Consider the following 14,295-nt stretch of genomic DNA (forward strand, 5'->3'; position numbering starts at 1 on the left):
AAAGCCATGACCGAAGCCTTTATCTGCGACTATATCAGGACGCCGATCGGCCGCTTCGCCGGGTCGCTCTCCCAGGTGCGCGCCGACGATCTCGGCGCCATCCCGCTGAAGGCGCTGATGGAACGCAACACCGCCGTCGATTGGGAAACCGTCGACGATGTGATCTTCGGCTGCGCCAACCAGGCGGGCGAAGACAACCGCAATGTCGCGCGCATGTCGGCCCTCTTGGCCGGCCTGCCGATCGCTGTCCCGGGCACGACGATCAATCGGCTCTGCGGCTCCGGCATGGATGCGGTAATCACGGCGGCGCGCGCCATCCGCGCCGGCGAGGCCGAGCTGATGATTGCAGGCGGCGTCGAGAGCATGTCGCGCGCGCCCTTCGTCATGCCGAAGGCCGAGACGGCTTTTTCGCGGGCGGCCGAAATCCACGACACCACCATCGGCTGGCGCTTCGTCAACCCGCTGATGAAGAAGCAATATGGCGTCGATTCGATGCCGGAGACCGGCGAGAACGTCGCCGAAGATTACAAGGTCAGCCGCGAAGACCAGGATGCCTTTGCGGTGCGCAGCCAGGCAAAGGCGGCGGCCGCGCAGGCAAGCGGCCGCCTGGCGAAGGAGATTACTGCGGTGACCATCCCGCAGCGCAAGGGCGATCCCGTCATCGTCGACAAGGACGAGCATCCGCGGGCGACGACGATCGAGACGCTGGCGAAACTTGCCACCCCTTTCAAGAAGGAAGGCGGCACGGTGACGGCAGGCAATGCCTCCGGCGTCAATGATGGGGCGGCGGCGCTGATCGTCGCTTCCGAAGCGGCGGCGCAAAAATATGGTCTGACGCCGATTGCCCGCATCCTCGGCGGCGCGGCTGCTGCGGTTCCGCCACGGGTGATGGGTGTCGGCCCGATCCCGGCCTCGCGCAAGCTGATGGCCCGGCTTGGCATGACCCAGGAACAGTTCGACGTCATTGAACTCAACGAGGCCTTCGCCAGCCAGGGACTGGCGGTGCTGCGGGCACTCGGCATTGCCGATGACGATCAGCGGGTGAACCGCAATGGCGGCGCGATCGCGCTCGGCCATCCGCTCGGGATGTCGGGCGCTCGCATCACCGGCACGGCGGCGCTGGAGCTTCTGGAGACCGGCGGACAATATTCGCTGTCGACGATGTGCATCGGCGTCGGGCAGGGGATTGCAATCGCGCTCGAAAGGGTTTGAGGCCGGTCGAAGAGGGCTTGCAGCGGTTCGCCGGCAGCCCTCGGCCAGTTGCGCGGCATATCAGCCTTCTGTAAAAATCGGGCATGCTGATCCGACCCGCAGACAACCACGATCGAGGCGCCATCTGGAGGATCATTTCTCCGACGATCCGCGCCGGCGAAACCTATGCGCTCGACCGCGATCTCCCCGAAGTCGATGCGCTCGCCTACTGGATGGGGCCGGACCGCGAGACCTTCGTCGCCGAGGAGGACGGGGTCATCCTCGGCACCTATTACATCAAGGCCAATCAGGCCGGCGGCGGCCGCCATGTCTGCAATTGCGGCTACATGACCGATGCAGCCGCCAGCGGCCGCGGCGTCGCGCGCTTGATGCATCAACATTCCCTTGAGCACGCGCGCGCCAGAGGCTTTCGCGCCATGCAGTTCAATTTCGTCGTCAGCAGCAACCGCCGCGCCGTCCAGCTGTGGCAATCCCTCGGCTTCGAAATCGTCGGCCGCCTTCCCGGCGTCTTCCTTCATCCGACCGAGGGTTATGTCGACGCATTGGTGATGTTTCGGACTCTGTAGAACCGTAACGGCGAAAAAGATCTGAGTGCGCTGTCGAAATCGCAGCGGTTCAAACGTCTTTAGATCGCAGACGCGAAGTGCGGTAGGCTTGCCGTATGCGTCGCGATCACTCTGTCGGCATGGAGGTTATGAAGCCATGGGTGTTTCCTATCGTTGGGTCATCGTCGCCTTAGGCGCATTGATGTCGTGCGTGGCCATCGGCGCGATGTTCTCGCTGGCGATTTTCCAGGAACCGATCGCCACCGCCACCGGCTGGTCGCATGTCGGGATCGCCAGCGCGATGACACTGAATTTCATCGTCATGGGTTTTGGCGGTTTCCTCTGGGGCGCGGCCAGCGACCGCTTCGGCCCGCGCATCGTCGTGATGATCGGCGCAGTGCTGCTCGGCCTGGCGCTTGTGCTGGCCAGCCGCGCCGAGACGTTGCTGCAGTTCCAGCTGACCTACGGCATCCTCGTCGGATTGGCCGCCAGCACCTTCTTCGCCCCGATGATCGCGGCGACCATCGGCTGGTTTGATGAGAATCGTGGCCTTGCGGTGTCGCTCGTTTCCGCCGGCATGGGCGTCGCGCCGATGACCATCTCGCCTTTCGCGCGCTGGCTGATCTCGGCCTATGAGTGGCGGCCGGCCATGTTGATCATCGGCATTGCTGCCTGGGCGCTGCTCGTGCCGGCCGCCCTGCTGGTCAAGCGCCCACCGGCCGAGACCACTGAAGCCGGCGCCGCGTTCGCAGTCGACGGCGCCCAGCCACGGCTGTCGAAAGTCTTCCGGTCGCCGCAATTCATCGTCCTCGGCCTGACCTTCTTTGCCTGCTGTGCGGCGCATTCCGGGCCGATCTTCCACATGGTGAATTATGCGACGATCTGCGGCGTCGCCCCGATGGCGGCCGTCAGCATCTATAGCGTCGAGGGCCTGGCGGGCCTCGGCGGCCGGCTGCTCTATGGCAGCCTTGCCGACCGGATCGGGGTGAAGCCGGTGCTGGTCGCGGGCCTGCTGGTGCAGGCGGCAGCCCTCGCAACCTATCTCTTCGTCAGCGAGTTGACCCAATTCTATGCGCTCGCCATCGTCTTCGGCAGCGCCTATGGCGGTGTAATGCCGCTCTATGCGGTGCTGGCGCGGGAATACTTCGGGCCGCGCATCCTCGGCACCGTCCTCGGCGCGGCGACGATGCTCTCCAGCCTCGGCATGGCCTTCGGCCCCCTTATCGGCGGCTGGATATTCGACACGTTCGCCAATTATTCCTGGCTGTTCATCGGCTCGGCGATGGTTGGGCTGGGGGCTGCGGCAATCGCGCTGGCATTCCCGCCACTCGCCCGCCAAAAACCGCAGCCGGCTTTCGGTGTGCCTTCGTGACGAGAAATCCGGCAGCCGTCGGCAACGACGGCTGCCGGAAAGACCATTCTGCCCGCCTACGTGCGATACAAATCTCCCGTTTTCGTGCATTGCCCTTCGCCGATTTCGGCTGATAGACTTCCCCAATCTGTTTCATCACCTATGTCCTTGGTTTTTTGGGAGGCTGTCTTAGCCATGGTAGAACTTGCGCAATCGCTCGCATCGATCAAGCTGCCGGATCTCTCCGGCAAGGCCGTGCTGATCACCGGCGCCTCGACCGGCATCGGGGCGGCGCTCGCCCGCGCTTTTGCAGCGCAGGGCGCCAAGGTTGGCATCCACTACAATGCCAGCCGCGAGCCCGCGGAGGCGCTTGCCGAGGAGATCCGCGCTGCCGGCGGCACCGTGCATCTGATCCAGGGCGACGTGTCGCGGGAAGGCGAGACCGAACGTGTCGTCGAGGAGACGGCAAAAACCTTCGGCCATCTCGACGGGCTCATCAACAATGCCGGCGGCATGCTGGGGCGCAAGCCGACCTCGGAATATACCGACGCGCATTATGCCGCGGTGATGGACCTCAACGCGCGCTCGGTGCTGGCGGCGACGCGGGCAGCCCACCCATGGCTGAAAAAGCAGGGTGGCTTCATCATCAACACCACCTCGATCGCCGCCCGCAATGGCGGCGGCAACGGGGCGATTCTCTATGCGGCATCGAAGGGCTTCGTCTCGACGATCACCCGCGGCCACGCCAAGGAATTCGTCGCCGACAGGATCCGCGTCAATGCCGTGGCGCCGGGCGTGATCGCCACGCCGTTCCACGAGCGTTATACCAATGACGAGCAGATGGAACTGCAGCGCAAGTCGATCCCGATGGGTTTCGTCGGCACATCGGAGGATTGCGTCGGCGCCTATCTCTTCCTCGCCTCGCCGACGCTGTCGGGCTACATCACCGGCCAGATCATCGAGGTGAATGGTGGCCAGTTGATGCCATAAGCGCACCCTCCGGCCGGCAACACCGTTGCCTTTTCCCATTCATGAGGGAACTTTAGAACCGCCATTACGTTTCCCGCTTGGTCTTTTCATTGAGCGGGGCATCATGAGCTTTTCATTTTCGGAACTCGACTTCCTCAAGCCGGAGCTGGGGGCAGAGTATACGGGTTCCGGTACCCATTTCGCCGTTTTCTCGGCTCATGCGGAACAGATAGAGCTCTGCCTCTTCTCCCCCGATGGAAAAAATGAAATCGCCCGGATGCCGCTACCGAAACGCGAGGGCGACATCTGGTCCGGGTATGTCGCCGGCGTCGGGCCGGGCACCGTCTACGGCTATCGCGCCCATGGCCCCTATGACCCCAACGCCGGCCATCGTTTCAATGCCAACAAGCTTCTGCTCGACCCCTATGCCAAGCAGGTAACGGGCGACTTGCAATGGGACGACGCGCTGTTCGGCTATCAGATCGGCGAGGACGACCTTTCCTTCGACGATCGCGACAGCGCGCCCTTCACGGTCAAGGGCGTGGTGCAGGATCCGGACTTCGATTGGGCGGGTGAAGAGGCGATCCGCAGGCCCTGGCCCGACACCATCATCTATGAGGCGCATGTGCGCGGCCTGACGATGACGCATCCGAAAGTGCCGGACCGACTGCGCGGCACCTTTCTCGGCATGTGCAGCGATCCGATCATCGACCATCTCGTCAAGCTCGGCATCTCGGCGATCGAGCTGCTGCCGATCCAGTATTTCCTCGACGATCGTTATCTCCTGGAAAACAACCTGCGCAATTATTGGGGCTACCAGACGCTCGGCTTCTTCGCGCCGCAATCGCGCTACATGTCCGGCGACAAAATCACCGAGATCAAGACCATGGTGCGGAAGTTCCATGCCGCCGGCATCGAGGTCATCATGGATGTGGTCTACAACCACACCGCCGAGGGCAGCGAAAAAGGGCCGACGCTGTCCTTCCGCGGGCTCGACAATGCCAGCTACTACATTCTCTCGCCCGACGATCCCCGCCATACTTTCGATACGACTGGCACCGGCAATACGCTGAATGTCGCCCATCCGATGGTGATGCGCATGGTGCTCGACAGCCTGCGCTACTGGGTGGGCGTCATGCATATCGACGGCTTCCGCTTCGATCTCGCCAGCACGCTCGGACGGCAGGACCTGGAATTCGACCGCCAGGGTGGCTTCTTCGGCGCGATCCGGCAGGATCCGATTCTCTCAGGCGTCAAGCTGATCGCCGAACCCTGGGATATCGGCGAGGGCGGCTACCAGGTCGGGGGCTTCCCGCATCCCTTCCGTGAGTGGAACGACAAGTTTCGCGACGACGTGCGCCGTTTCTGGAAGGGCGATGGTGGCATGGTGTCGGAGGTGGCGGCGCGCGTCACCGGCTCGGCGCCGCAGTTCAATCATTCCGATCGGGGCGCCACCTCTTCGATCAATCTCCTGTCGGCCCATGACGGCTTCACGCTGACGGATACTGTGTCCTTCGACGACAAGCACAATGAGGCGAATGGCGAGGACAACCGCGACGGCCATTCGGACAATCATTCCGACAATATGGGCGCCGAAGGCGCAACCGACAATGCCGAAATCAATGCCGCGCGGGCGCGGCGCCGGCGCAACATGATTGCGACGCTGATGCTCTCCCAAGGCGTGCCGATGATTCTCGCCGGCGACGAGCTCGGCAATAGCCAGGGCGGCAACAACAATGCCTATTGCCAGGACAATGAAATCGGCTGGACGGGCTGGGATGGGCTCGACGATCCCTTCCTCGATTTTTGCCGGCAGGCCGTCGCCTTCCGCAAGGCGCATCCGGTCCTGCGGCAGGAGCGGTTCCTGACCGGCGAGACCAGCGAGGACGGGCGCATCGAGATCGCATGGTACAAGCCGGACGGCAACTTCATGGATGACGACGCCTGGAACGACGACGGGTTGCAAGTGCTCGGCGTCTATCTCTCAAGGAGCGCACTTGCACCGGAAACCGAGGTGATGGACGACCTTTTCCTAGTCTTCAATGCCGGCGGCGATTGCGAAATATACCTGCCCGAGGTGAACGGGCTGGAACACTGGTCGCGGATCCTCGACACCGGGACAGAGACCAACGCCTTCGAGGTGCACGAGCAAGACAATCCGGTCATCGTCTATGCCCAGAGCGTCGCCGTCTTTGCGCCGACAGGCCAGACCCAACCGCCGGAGGGGGCGACCAAGGCCCAGCGCCGCCGCTGGTTCCAGTTCGGTCGCAGGAGCAAGTAGCAGGTCGCAGAGAAGATGAATGCCGAAGCCATCACCGAACTTGGTCTCGTCTATGTCAGCGATACCGAACCAGGCATCCGCAGACGAAGGAAGGGCAAGGGCTTCAGCTATGTGATGCCCGACGGCACGACGCTTGCCGATGAATTGCAGCGGGCGCGCATCGGCGCGCTTGGTCTGCCGCCGGCCTATGAGAATGTCTGGATCTGCCTCTACGAAAACGGCCATCTGCAGGCGACGGGCATTGATGCGCGCGGGCGCAAGCAATATCGCTATCACAAGGAATGGCAGTCTTTCCGCAGTGCCGGGAAATTCCATCAGCTGATCGAGTTCGGCCGGGCGCTGCCGAAGATACGCCGCACTGTGCTGCGCCATCTCGACACCGGCACCGAGGATGTCAACGGCGTGCTGGCGGCCCTGACGACGCTGCTCGACGAGGCGCACTTGCGCGTCGGCAACCAGGCCTATGTCAGGGAAAACGGCACCTATGGCGCAACGACGCTGCTCAAGCGGCACTTGAAGATCGTCGACGGGCAGATCGAGCTGAAATTCCGCGCCAAGGGCGGCAAGCGCGTCCAGCGCAGTCTCAAACATCCCAGGCTGCAGAAGATCCTGGAGGAGATCGCGGACCTGCCCGGCCGCCAGCTTTTCGTCTGGAAGGATGAAAACGCTGCGCTGAAGCCGATCGATTCCGGCCGGCTGAACGCCTATCTGGCCGAGATATCGGGAATCCCGATTTCCGCGAAGACCTTCCGCACCTGGGCAGGGTCGCTGGCGGCCTTCGGAGCGGCGCGCGAGGCGATTGTCTGTGGTTCCAGGCCGACGGTAAAGCAGATGTCGGAGGCCTCGGCAGAGGCACTGCACAACACGCCGGCGATCTCGCGCTCGAGCTATATCCATCCGGCGATCATCGCGCTCGCCGGCAATGATCATCCGCTGATCGAGAGCAGCAACGCGCCGCTGCGGGGCTTGCGGGCCGAGGAAAACAGGCTACTTGATTTTCTCACACGCGAGATCGAGGAATGAGCCCCAGAAATTCGCCGGCATCGGACGTAGTCCTGACCCATCCCGACCGGCTCTATTGGCCGGACGAGGGTGTGACCAAGCAGGCGCTCGCGGACTATTATGCGGCGGTCTGGCCATTCATGGCGCCTTATCTCGTCAATCGGCCCCTGGCGCTGCTGCGTTTGCCGGACGGAATAAAGGGCCACCAGCGGTTTTTCCAGAAACATGCCTGGAAGGGCATGAATCCACATATCGAGGAGATCGCCGATCCGCAGGATATGGACGGTGAAAAGCTGCTGCGCATCGTCGATTTCAACGGCCTGGTGGCGCTGGTGCAATCGGCCGTGCTCGAAATTCACCCCTGGGGCGTAACGACCGATCATTGGGAAAGGCCGGATATGATCACCATGGACCTCGATCCCGGCGAGGATATCGCCTGGAGCGCGGTGATTTCGGCAGCGCTTGACGTGAAGGCACGGCTGGAGGCCCATGGTTTGGCTGCCTTCGTCAAGACATCAGGAGGCAAGGGGCTGCATGTTGTGTCGCCGCTCGCGGCGAAGGCCGGCTGGGCCGAGGTGAAGGATTTTGCCCATTCACTTGCAGAAAGCATGTCGGCTGACGCGCCGGAAAAATATCTGTCGACCGCGACGAAGGCCAAACGCAGCGGGCACATCTATATCGATTATCTCCGCAACGGCCGCGGCAGCACGGCGGTCGCGGCCTATTCGACGCGGGCACGACTGGGGGCTCCGGTTTCGATGCCGCTCGATTGGTCTGATTTGAACGAAGTCAGCGGCCCGGCCGCCTTCACGCTTGCCAACGTGCCGCAGCAATTGAAGACCCGGCCGAAGGACCCATGGGGCGATTTCTTCGATGCGGCCATGCCGCTGGAATGAACCGCTCTTCACTCACCCCGCGCTGTCGAGCTCGGGATAATGCCGGAAAATCCCGTCCTCGTTGAAGGCCAAGCGGCGAGGCGAAGCGAGATAGCGGGCGATGTTCGGACGCTTTTCCACTCGATCATGCAGGGCGAGCAGTGCCGGGTATTCCGCCTTGCGCTTCGCCATGGCTTTCGGAAACGCATAGGTCAAGCCCTCGATTATCTGGAAGAGCGAGAGGTCGACATAGGTGAGCGCATTTCCCACAATATGGTCGAGGCCGTCAGGGTTCTGCCGCAGAACACGCTCGAAATAACCAAGGAATTTCGGAATGCGATCGCGGATGAAGGCGGCGGAGCGGGCTTTCGCCTCTTGCTTCTGATCCTCGTAGTAAAGCGACGTGTCGATCGGGTGATGCGTATCATGCACCTCGGCGACGAAATCGGTGATGGTGAGCTGCAACCCGTTGGCGACATGGCGAAGGCCTTCGTCCTCAGGCGCAAGGCCGAGTTTCGGGCCGAGGTAAAACAGGATGTTGGCGACATGCGGGATAATCAGGTCGCCGTCCTTCAGGAAAGGCGGGGCGAAGGGAATATGCGGTTCGCTTTCGCTATCCATGAGGGCGAACATGGCGTCCGTCCCCCGCGTAGGCTCGCGGGTGACGTCGGCATAGTCGGCGCCGGCTTCCTCAAGCGCCAGCCGGACGAATTCGCCGCGGCCTTGCAGGCCGTCCCAATAATAAAGCTCGTATGCCATGGTGCTCATTTCTTCGGTTGACGATCGAAGTCTTTTCGCAGTTCGTCCTTGGCTTTTTCAAGGGTGCCGCGCCGCTTTTTCGTCAGCTGGTCGCCGGCGCGGTTGATGTAGAAGGTCAGCATCGACATGGCCGCCCGGAACGGGCTCGACTTCCGCCGATGGCTCTCCTCGGCCGAGTGCTTGACGGAGCGGGCGATCTTCTTCGGATCGTCCGATTTGAACACGCCTTCCTTCAGTCCATGGCATCGCTGTGTTCAGTGACATCTCGCGACCATTTTTTCTTCGACTTGGCCATGTCTAAAAATCCTTTGTCGGATGCGGCCGGCGGCAGATCACCGCCAGTCGCACCTTTTGTTAGTGGTGGCTGTGGTGTTCATGACGCTTGCGCGTCGCGGCCGCCTTCTTCGCCGAAGCTGACCGTTCCTCCTTCGAACGCGCGGCGGATGCAGCGCCGCCGATGTGACCACCCTTTTCGGCGGAGCCGTGCGTATCCGTCTTGCCGCGGCCGGAACCGGATTTATTGCCGCCGCCGCTTTCCTTGTTGACCGTCGCCCAGGCACGCCGCTCAGCCTCTTTCTCGGAGACGCCGCGATCCTCATAGCCCTCCTCGATGTGCTCGGCCTTGCGCTTCTGCTTGTCTGTATAGTCGGATTTGTCACCTCTCGGCATCGTCGCCTCCAATGGTGTGCAAAGGGATCAAACTGGTGCTGAGGCCAAAAGTTCCGGCGGTAGGGTCGCTCGGATATCGGAACGAAAGCCGCGTTCGCTCCATTCCAGATGGGAAAACCGCCCGCAAACAGGAGCCGAGAACATGGAAAACCACATCGTCAAAGCCGATGGAAACGGCGCGATCGACGTCAACGGCCAAGTGTCACCGGTTACCTATACCGTCAGCCTCAAGGAGCACTCCTACGAGGTCGACATCCGCCTGATGGCGCCGCGTGACTGGTTGCTGCAAAGAGGTTTCGAGCGGGATGCCGTTCTGGTCAGCCAGAGCGGCGCGCGTATTCCCGTCTATCACGATGGTGCCAACCATCACGACAGCGGCCGCCTTGATCCCGCCGACACGATCTCGATCGAACTGACGGCGCGCGACGACAGCTGCACCAGTGAGGTGGATCTGATGCGCAAATATCCCGAATTCGACGGCGCCGCTCTTGCGTAAAACGAGCTGGGAGGATGCCTGCGACCTGTTATTTTCGATAGAGCTTTTGCGATGCAGCGAAGGCACGGCCAATGTCGAAGGAGCGCGGCTGCACCGGTGCGCGGGGATCGCGGAAAATCAGCCCGACGAGATTGTCGACGACAAGGATGAAGCCGAGCGCGAGACCGAGGTAGAGCAGTGCGGCGATGATGAGGAGCGACATCTCCATCCCTCTAGACGAGCGCGGTCGAAGAGCGGCCGCTGGCTGCGACGAGCGGGACGGAGAGGATATCGGACTGGCCGTCGTTCATGGCAACTTCCCCGGTTTCGCCATAAACAACCGGTGTATCTGGTTCCCGGTTAACGGGCGAGGGCTCAACTTTTTTGGGAAGCTTCAAAACTTGCAGCGTCATCCGGCCTCTGTTCACCCCGCGTGGAAGCCCACCTTTCAAATTCCATATAGCGCAACTAATTCAATCTTATGACGAAAACCATCAAAGGGCGCCGCGACGACGCCCTTTTTTAATCCAAGTGCTCGGTATTCAGGTTCAGAGCGCCGTTTTGCGGCTCGCGGTCCGTTTCGGCGCCGGTGTCACGACGCCGTTGGTCTTGCTGCCGGCGACGCTGCGCTTCGCCTTGGGCTTGACTTCCTTCCCATCGGAAGAGGCAGCAGAGCCTTCGAGCGCTTCGCGCTCGTGTCGTGCCTGTTCCCAATGGATGGATTCTCGCCCGGTCGGATAGCCCTCTTCTTCCCAGAGGGCATATGCACGCTTTTTGATCCACTCGTCTCGAGTTTCTGCCATCGCTGATCTCCAGTCACATGATGCGGTCGTTCGAACGCGATACTGCCTGGATGGTTCCAGATGAACGGAGCTGTTTCAAGCGAAATCGCCCCCACAACCGGAAATATTTCGCAATGCAGCATAATAGGGTTGAGAAGAGGCGCTCAGCGCGCCCCAAACTCCGCCGCCTTGTGCAGATCTGACACGAACTCCAGCCGCAGCCTGTGCCGTTCTGCCTCGTCGCGGATGCGCAAGAGATAGGAGGGGTGGATGGTGACCAGCACAGGCGAATGGTTTGCCGGCTGCAGAATATGGCCGCGCGCCGGCGTCAGCTTCACCTTCGGCCCGAGCAGCGCATAAACCGCGCTTGCGCCGAGCGCCACGACGAGTTTCGGTTGCAGGATGTTGAGCTCGGCGCCGAGCCACCAGGCGCAACGCCGGATCTCGCCGGCATTGGGTTTTGCATGCAGCCGCCGTTTGCCCCGCGGCGTGAACTTGAAGTGCTTGACGGCATTGGTGACATAGCAGCGCTGGCGGTCGAGACCCGCCTCTTCCAGACAGTGATCGAGCAACTGGCCGGCGGGACCGACAAAGGGCTTTCCGGTCAGATCCTCCCGATCGCCCGGCTGTTCGCCGACGAGGACGATCTCGGCTTTCCCCGGCCCTTCGCCGAAGACGATCTGCGTGGCGTTCCTGTAGAGATCACAGCGGGTGCAGCCTTCGGCCTGATGCCGCAGTTCGGCAATGCTGTCGGCATCGGCGACATCGAGCTGCAGGGCAGGACCGACGGTTGCGGCTATGTTCATGATGGCGATCCTCATCTCCTTGGGATCAATCGATCTGTGCCGGGATGGTTCCTGCCCTCGCGATTGATCTCGCCAGCCTGGAAAATGATCACCGCGAAAAATTTCGCGTCATGGGAGAGAGCCGGCGCGATTGAACGCTGCCGTTTCGCGGCTATATTGGCCAGCGATGTTCTATCTCCTGTCGACCTACTGGCCGCATATCCTCTTTGTTGTTTCGATCGCCATGGGGGCCGCGGCGGCGATCCATGCTGCCATGACCAAGGAGGAGGTGCGTGCGGCGATCGGCTGGGTCGGCGTCATCATCCTGTCGCCGATCATCGGTGCGGTGCTCTATGCGATTGCCGGCATCAACCGTATCCGCCGCAAATCGCTGAGCATCCGCCGCGACGCGCTGCTGCTTGCGGCCGAAATCGACGAGTTGGAGACGTTCGATGCCGAGGCCGAGACGGTGATCAGCCAGTTCGGCCGCCGCTTTGCGGCGCTGCAGACGCTCGGTGACCGGGTGACGCGCAATCCGCTGACCTCAGGCAATACGATCGACGTGCTGGAGACCGGCGACGAGGCCTATGCGGCGATGAAATCGATCATCGACGAGGCGGCGCGCAGCATCCTGCTTGAAACCTATATTTTCGACCGCGACGTCATCGGCCTTCGCATCGCCGATGCGCTGATTGCGGCGGTAAAGCGCGGCGTCGAGGTCCGGGTGCTGATCGATGCGGTCGGAGCGCGTTATTCGGTGCCGAGCATTCTCGGCCATCTCCGGGAGGGCGGCGTCACCGTCGCCGTCTTCAACGGCAACGTCATCATGGGCTTGCGGCTGCCCTATGCCAATCTGCGCACCCACCGCAAGATCCTGATCGGAGACGGGAAGATCGCGCTGACAGGCGGAATGAACATCCGCGCGGGTTTCAGCGAGGAGGCGACGGGTGAGAGTTTTGCTCACGACACGCATTTCAGCGTCACCGGCCCAGTGGTTGCCGACCTTTTCGATCTTGCCGCCGAAGACTGGCGCTTTTCCACGCAGGAGCTGTTGAACGGCGAGGCCTGGCGCATCGAACCGCCGCAGCGCAGCCCCGGCGATCCGATCCTGATGCGCGTCGTCGCCTCCGGGCCGGATCGCAGCGTCGAGACCAACCACAAGATGCTGATGGGCGCCTTTTCCGTGGCGCGCCAATCGATCCGCATCATGTCGCCCTATTTCCTGCCGGACCGCGAACTGATCAGCGCCCTGGTGACGGCTGCGCGGCGCGGCGTCGAAGTCGATATCGTCGTTCCCTCAGTCAACAACCTGGTGCTGGTCGACCGGGCGATGACGGCGCAATTCGATCAGATCCTCAAGAATTACTGCCGCATCTGGCGCTCGACCGGCAACTTCAGCCATTCGAAGCTGCTGACGATCGACGGCACCTGGGCCTATGTCGGCTCTTCCAATCTCGATCCGCGTTCGCTGAGGCTGAATTTCGAGGTCGATCTCGAAGTGCTGAACGAGGGTTTTGCCGGCGAGATCGACGAGCATATCGAGGAAACCCTGAAATCGGCAACGCTGGTGACGCTGGACGGTTTGCGGGCGCGACCCTTCCCGGTGCGGTTGCTCGAGAAGGTGCTATGGCTGGGCTCACCCTATCTCTGAAGGATTATTTGTGATCGGACATGGCAAGTTCCCGTTGCCCTCCTATACTGCGGAGAGAAGCCCTTTTTGATCAACGGAATGACTGCGCCTTCCGATGCACGCCAGAAAAGTCAATCTTCCCGCCAGCATTCTCGCTTCGATCAGGAGCAGGAAAAAGCGGCTCGACCCGGCCTATACGGAGACAAGACCGCGCAGCGCCGGAACGCTGATCGCCTCCTATAACGTGCACAAGTGCATCGGCACCGACCGTCGCTTCGATCCGGAGCGTACCAGCCGGGTGATTCATGAAATCGGTGCCGACGTCATCGCCCTGCAGGAGGCCGATACGCGCTTCGGCGAGCGCACCGGCATTCTCGATCTCGGCCGGCTGGAACGGGAAACCGGGCTGATCCCGGTGCCGATTGCGGGCATGGCCAAGGCGCATGGCTGGCACGGCAATGTCGTGCTCTTCAAGAAGGGGCTGGTGCATGACGTGCACCAGGTCAAGCTGCCGGGGCTGGAGCCGCGCGGCGCGCTGGTCGCCGAAATCGAGCTCGAAGAGGGCGGGGTGCTGCGCATCATCGCCGCGCATTTCGGCCTGCTGCGCCATAACAGAGCCCAGCAGGCCCGAATGCTGGTCGACCTCATCAACGACAGGCAGGAGATGCCGACCATCCTGCTCGGCGACCTCAACGAATGGCGGCTCGGCGACCGCTCGTCCCTCAACACCTTCCAATCCGCCTTCGGAGAACTGCCGCCTGCCGTCCCCAGCTTCCCCGCCGGCCTGCCGCTCCTCGCCCTCGACCGCATCATCGCCAACCGCAAGGGGATCATCTCGGAGGTGGAAGCGCATGACACGCCGCTGGCGCGTATTGCCTCGGATCATCTGCCGATCAAGGCGCTGATCGATCTGGGGCCGGCAGCCGGCGGCTAAGTGCGAAATTCCCGCAGCAGAATCCG

General features: G+C 62.2%; 16 protein-coding genes and 1 pseudogene. 10 read left to right on the plus strand and 7 right to left on the minus strand.

What is annotated here, in order from left to right:
• Nucleotides 1-6: 6 nt before the first annotated feature.
• From pcaF to ligD, 7 genes are all read left to right on the plus strand, one after another.
• Nucleotides 7-1,212: a 3-oxoadipyl-CoA thiolase gene (gene pcaF / locus HJB82_RS11475; RefSeq protein WP_221139973.1), complete on the plus strand. Its 1,206-nt coding sequence runs from the start codon at nt 7-9 to the stop codon at nt 1,210-1,212.
• 83 nt (nt 1,213-1,295) lie between these two features.
• Entirely contained in the window at nt 1,296-1,778 is a 483-nt protein-coding gene (locus HJB82_RS11480) for a GNAT family N-acetyltransferase (protein ID WP_221139974.1), read from the plus strand.
• A gap of 136 nt (nt 1,779-1,914) precedes the next feature.
• On the plus strand, nt 1,915-3,129 hold the full coding sequence (locus tag HJB82_RS11485; RefSeq protein WP_221139975.1) for an MFS transporter: 1,215 nt from the start codon (nt 1,915-1,917) through the stop codon (nt 3,127-3,129).
• 174 nt (nt 3,130-3,303) lie between these two features.
• Nucleotides 3,304-4,098, plus strand: a complete 795-nt coding sequence (locus HJB82_RS11490) for an SDR family NAD(P)-dependent oxidoreductase (RefSeq protein WP_221139976.1) — start codon at nt 3,304-3,306, stop codon at nt 4,096-4,098.
• Nucleotides 4,099-4,201: 103 nt separating this feature from the next.
• Nucleotides 4,202-6,358, plus strand: a complete 2,157-nt coding sequence (glgX, locus tag HJB82_RS11495; protein ID WP_221139977.1) for a glycogen debranching protein GlgX — start codon at nt 4,202-4,204, stop codon at nt 6,356-6,358.
• Between the two features lie 15 nt (nt 6,359-6,373).
• The gene (locus tag HJB82_RS11500) at nt 6,374-7,381 is read left to right on the plus strand and encodes a DNA topoisomerase IB (protein ID WP_221115658.1); all 1,008 of its coding nucleotides are present in this window, start codon (nt 6,374-6,376) and stop codon (nt 7,379-7,381) included.
• Nucleotides 7,378-8,256: a non-homologous end-joining DNA ligase gene (ligD, locus tag HJB82_RS11505; RefSeq protein ID WP_221115659.1), complete on the plus strand. Its 879-nt coding sequence runs from the start codon at nt 7,378-7,380 to the stop codon at nt 8,254-8,256. Before HJB82_RS11500 ends, ligD begins: the two co-directional genes overlap by 4 nt.
• 12 nt (nt 8,257-8,268) lie before the next feature.
• On the opposite strand, the gene HJB82_RS11510 is transcribed toward ligD, so the two are convergent.
• The 3 genes and pseudogenes from HJB82_RS11510 to HJB82_RS11520 all read right to left on the minus strand — a co-directional run bounded on the left by HJB82_RS11510 (nt 8,269) and on the right by HJB82_RS11520 (nt 9,663).
• On the minus strand, nt 8,269-8,994 hold the full coding sequence (locus HJB82_RS11510; protein WP_221115660.1) for a glutathione S-transferase: 726 nt from the start codon (nt 8,992-8,994) through the stop codon (nt 8,269-8,271).
• Between the two features lie 5 nt (nt 8,995-8,999).
• A pseudogene (locus tag HJB82_RS11515) lies at nt 9,000-9,289 on the minus strand (DUF3175 domain-containing protein).
• Between the two features lie 59 nt (nt 9,290-9,348).
• A complete protein-coding gene (locus HJB82_RS11520) occupies nt 9,349-9,663 on the minus strand; it encodes a plasmid stabilization protein (protein WP_221115662.1) in 315 nt (104 codons plus the stop codon).
• Between the two features lie 142 nt (nt 9,664-9,805).
• On the opposite strand from HJB82_RS11520, the gene HJB82_RS11525 reads away from it, so the two are divergent.
• Nucleotides 9,806-10,159, plus strand: a complete 354-nt coding sequence (locus HJB82_RS11525) for a hypothetical protein (RefSeq protein WP_207585562.1) — start codon at nt 9,806-9,808, stop codon at nt 10,157-10,159.
• Between the two features lie 28 nt (nt 10,160-10,187).
• Here the strand turns inward: HJB82_RS11525 and HJB82_RS11530 are convergent, their stop codons facing one another.
• From HJB82_RS11530 to HJB82_RS11545, 4 genes are all read right to left on the minus strand, one after another.
• Nucleotides 10,188-10,361 (minus strand): hypothetical protein, encoded by a 174-nt coding sequence (locus HJB82_RS11530; protein ID WP_207585563.1) that lies wholly within the window; start codon nt 10,359-10,361, stop codon nt 10,188-10,190.
• Between the two features lie 10 nt (nt 10,362-10,371).
• Nucleotides 10,372-10,551, minus strand: coding sequence for a hypothetical protein (locus tag HJB82_RS11535; RefSeq protein WP_221139978.1), 180 nt, complete (start codon nt 10,549-10,551; stop codon nt 10,372-10,374).
• Nucleotides 10,552-10,686: 135 nt separating this feature from the next.
• Nucleotides 10,687-10,941 carry a DUF2934 domain-containing protein gene (locus HJB82_RS11540; RefSeq protein ID WP_003574663.1) on the minus strand — a complete coding sequence of 85 codons (255 nt, stop codon included), beginning with the start codon at nt 10,939-10,941 and terminating at the stop codon, nt 10,687-10,689.
• Nucleotides 10,942-11,084: 143 nt separating this feature from the next.
• Nucleotides 11,085-11,726 carry a UdgX family uracil-DNA binding protein gene (locus tag HJB82_RS11545; protein ID WP_221139979.1) on the minus strand — a complete coding sequence of 214 codons (642 nt, stop codon included), beginning with the start codon at nt 11,724-11,726 and terminating at the stop codon, nt 11,085-11,087.
• A gap of 166 nt (nt 11,727-11,892) precedes the next feature.
• Between HJB82_RS11545 and HJB82_RS11550 the strand changes: the two genes are divergently transcribed.
• Together HJB82_RS11550 and HJB82_RS11555 are read left to right on the plus strand one after the other, a co-directional pair.
• Complete coding sequence (locus tag HJB82_RS11550) at nt 11,893-13,356, plus strand: phosphatidylserine/phosphatidylglycerophosphate/cardiolipin synthase family protein (protein ID WP_221131953.1); 1,464 nt, start codon at nt 11,893-11,895, stop codon at nt 13,354-13,356.
• Nucleotides 13,357-13,450: 94 nt separating this feature from the next.
• The gene (locus HJB82_RS11555) at nt 13,451-14,269 is read left to right on the plus strand and encodes an endonuclease/exonuclease/phosphatase family protein (RefSeq protein WP_207585566.1); all 819 of its coding nucleotides are present in this window, start codon (nt 13,451-13,453) and stop codon (nt 14,267-14,269) included.
• Nucleotides 14,270-14,295 lie beyond the last annotated feature (26 nt).

Origin of the sequence: Rhizobium sp. NZLR10, from assembly GCF_019685125.1 — a bacterium.
Taxonomy (GTDB): domain Bacteria; phylum Pseudomonadota; class Alphaproteobacteria; order Rhizobiales; family Rhizobiaceae; genus Rhizobium.

What these genes read in the sequence shown, in the direction of transcription:
- pcaF (WP_221139973.1), top strand. Translation starts at nt 7, where the DNA reads ATGACCGAAGCCTTTATCTGCGACTATATCAGGACGCCGATCGGCCGC.
- HJB82_RS11480 (WP_221139974.1), top strand. Translation starts at nt 1,296, where the DNA reads ATGCTGATCCGACCCGCAGACAACCACGATCGAGGCGCCATCTGGAGG.
- HJB82_RS11485 (WP_221139975.1), top strand. Translation starts at nt 1,915, where the DNA reads ATGGGTGTTTCCTATCGTTGGGTCATCGTCGCCTTAGGCGCATTGATG.
- HJB82_RS11490 (WP_221139976.1), top strand. Translation starts at nt 3,304, where the DNA reads ATGGTAGAACTTGCGCAATCGCTCGCATCGATCAAGCTGCCGGATCTC.
- glgX (WP_221139977.1), top strand. Translation starts at nt 4,202, where the DNA reads ATGAGCTTTTCATTTTCGGAACTCGACTTCCTCAAGCCGGAGCTGGGG.
- HJB82_RS11500 (WP_221115658.1), top strand. Translation starts at nt 6,374, where the DNA reads ATGAATGCCGAAGCCATCACCGAACTTGGTCTCGTCTATGTCAGCGAT.
- ligD (WP_221115659.1), top strand. Translation starts at nt 7,378, where the DNA reads ATGAGCCCCAGAAATTCGCCGGCATCGGACGTAGTCCTGACCCATCCC.
- HJB82_RS11510 (WP_221115660.1), bottom strand. Translation starts at nt 8,994, where the DNA reads ATGGCATACGAGCTTTATTATTGGGACGGCCTGCAAGGCCGCGGCGAA.
- HJB82_RS11520 (WP_221115662.1), bottom strand. Translation starts at nt 9,663, where the DNA reads ATGCCGAGAGGTGACAAATCCGACTATACAGACAAGCAGAAGCGCAAG.
- HJB82_RS11525 (WP_207585562.1), top strand. Translation starts at nt 9,806, where the DNA reads ATGGAAAACCACATCGTCAAAGCCGATGGAAACGGCGCGATCGACGTC.
- HJB82_RS11530 (WP_207585563.1), bottom strand. Translation starts at nt 10,361, where the DNA reads ATGTCGCTCCTCATCATCGCCGCACTGCTCTACCTCGGTCTCGCGCTC.
- HJB82_RS11535 (WP_221139978.1), bottom strand. Translation starts at nt 10,551, where the DNA reads ATGACGCTGCAAGTTTTGAAGCTTCCCAAAAAAGTTGAGCCCTCGCCC.
- HJB82_RS11540 (WP_003574663.1), bottom strand. Translation starts at nt 10,941, where the DNA reads ATGGCAGAAACTCGAGACGAGTGGATCAAAAAGCGTGCATATGCCCTC.
- HJB82_RS11545 (WP_221139979.1), bottom strand. Translation starts at nt 11,726, where the DNA reads ATGAACATAGCCGCAACCGTCGGTCCTGCCCTGCAGCTCGATGTCGCC.
- HJB82_RS11550 (WP_221131953.1), top strand. Translation starts at nt 11,893, where the DNA reads ATGTTCTATCTCCTGTCGACCTACTGGCCGCATATCCTCTTTGTTGTT.
- HJB82_RS11555 (WP_207585566.1), top strand. Translation starts at nt 13,451, where the DNA reads ATGCACGCCAGAAAAGTCAATCTTCCCGCCAGCATTCTCGCTTCGATC.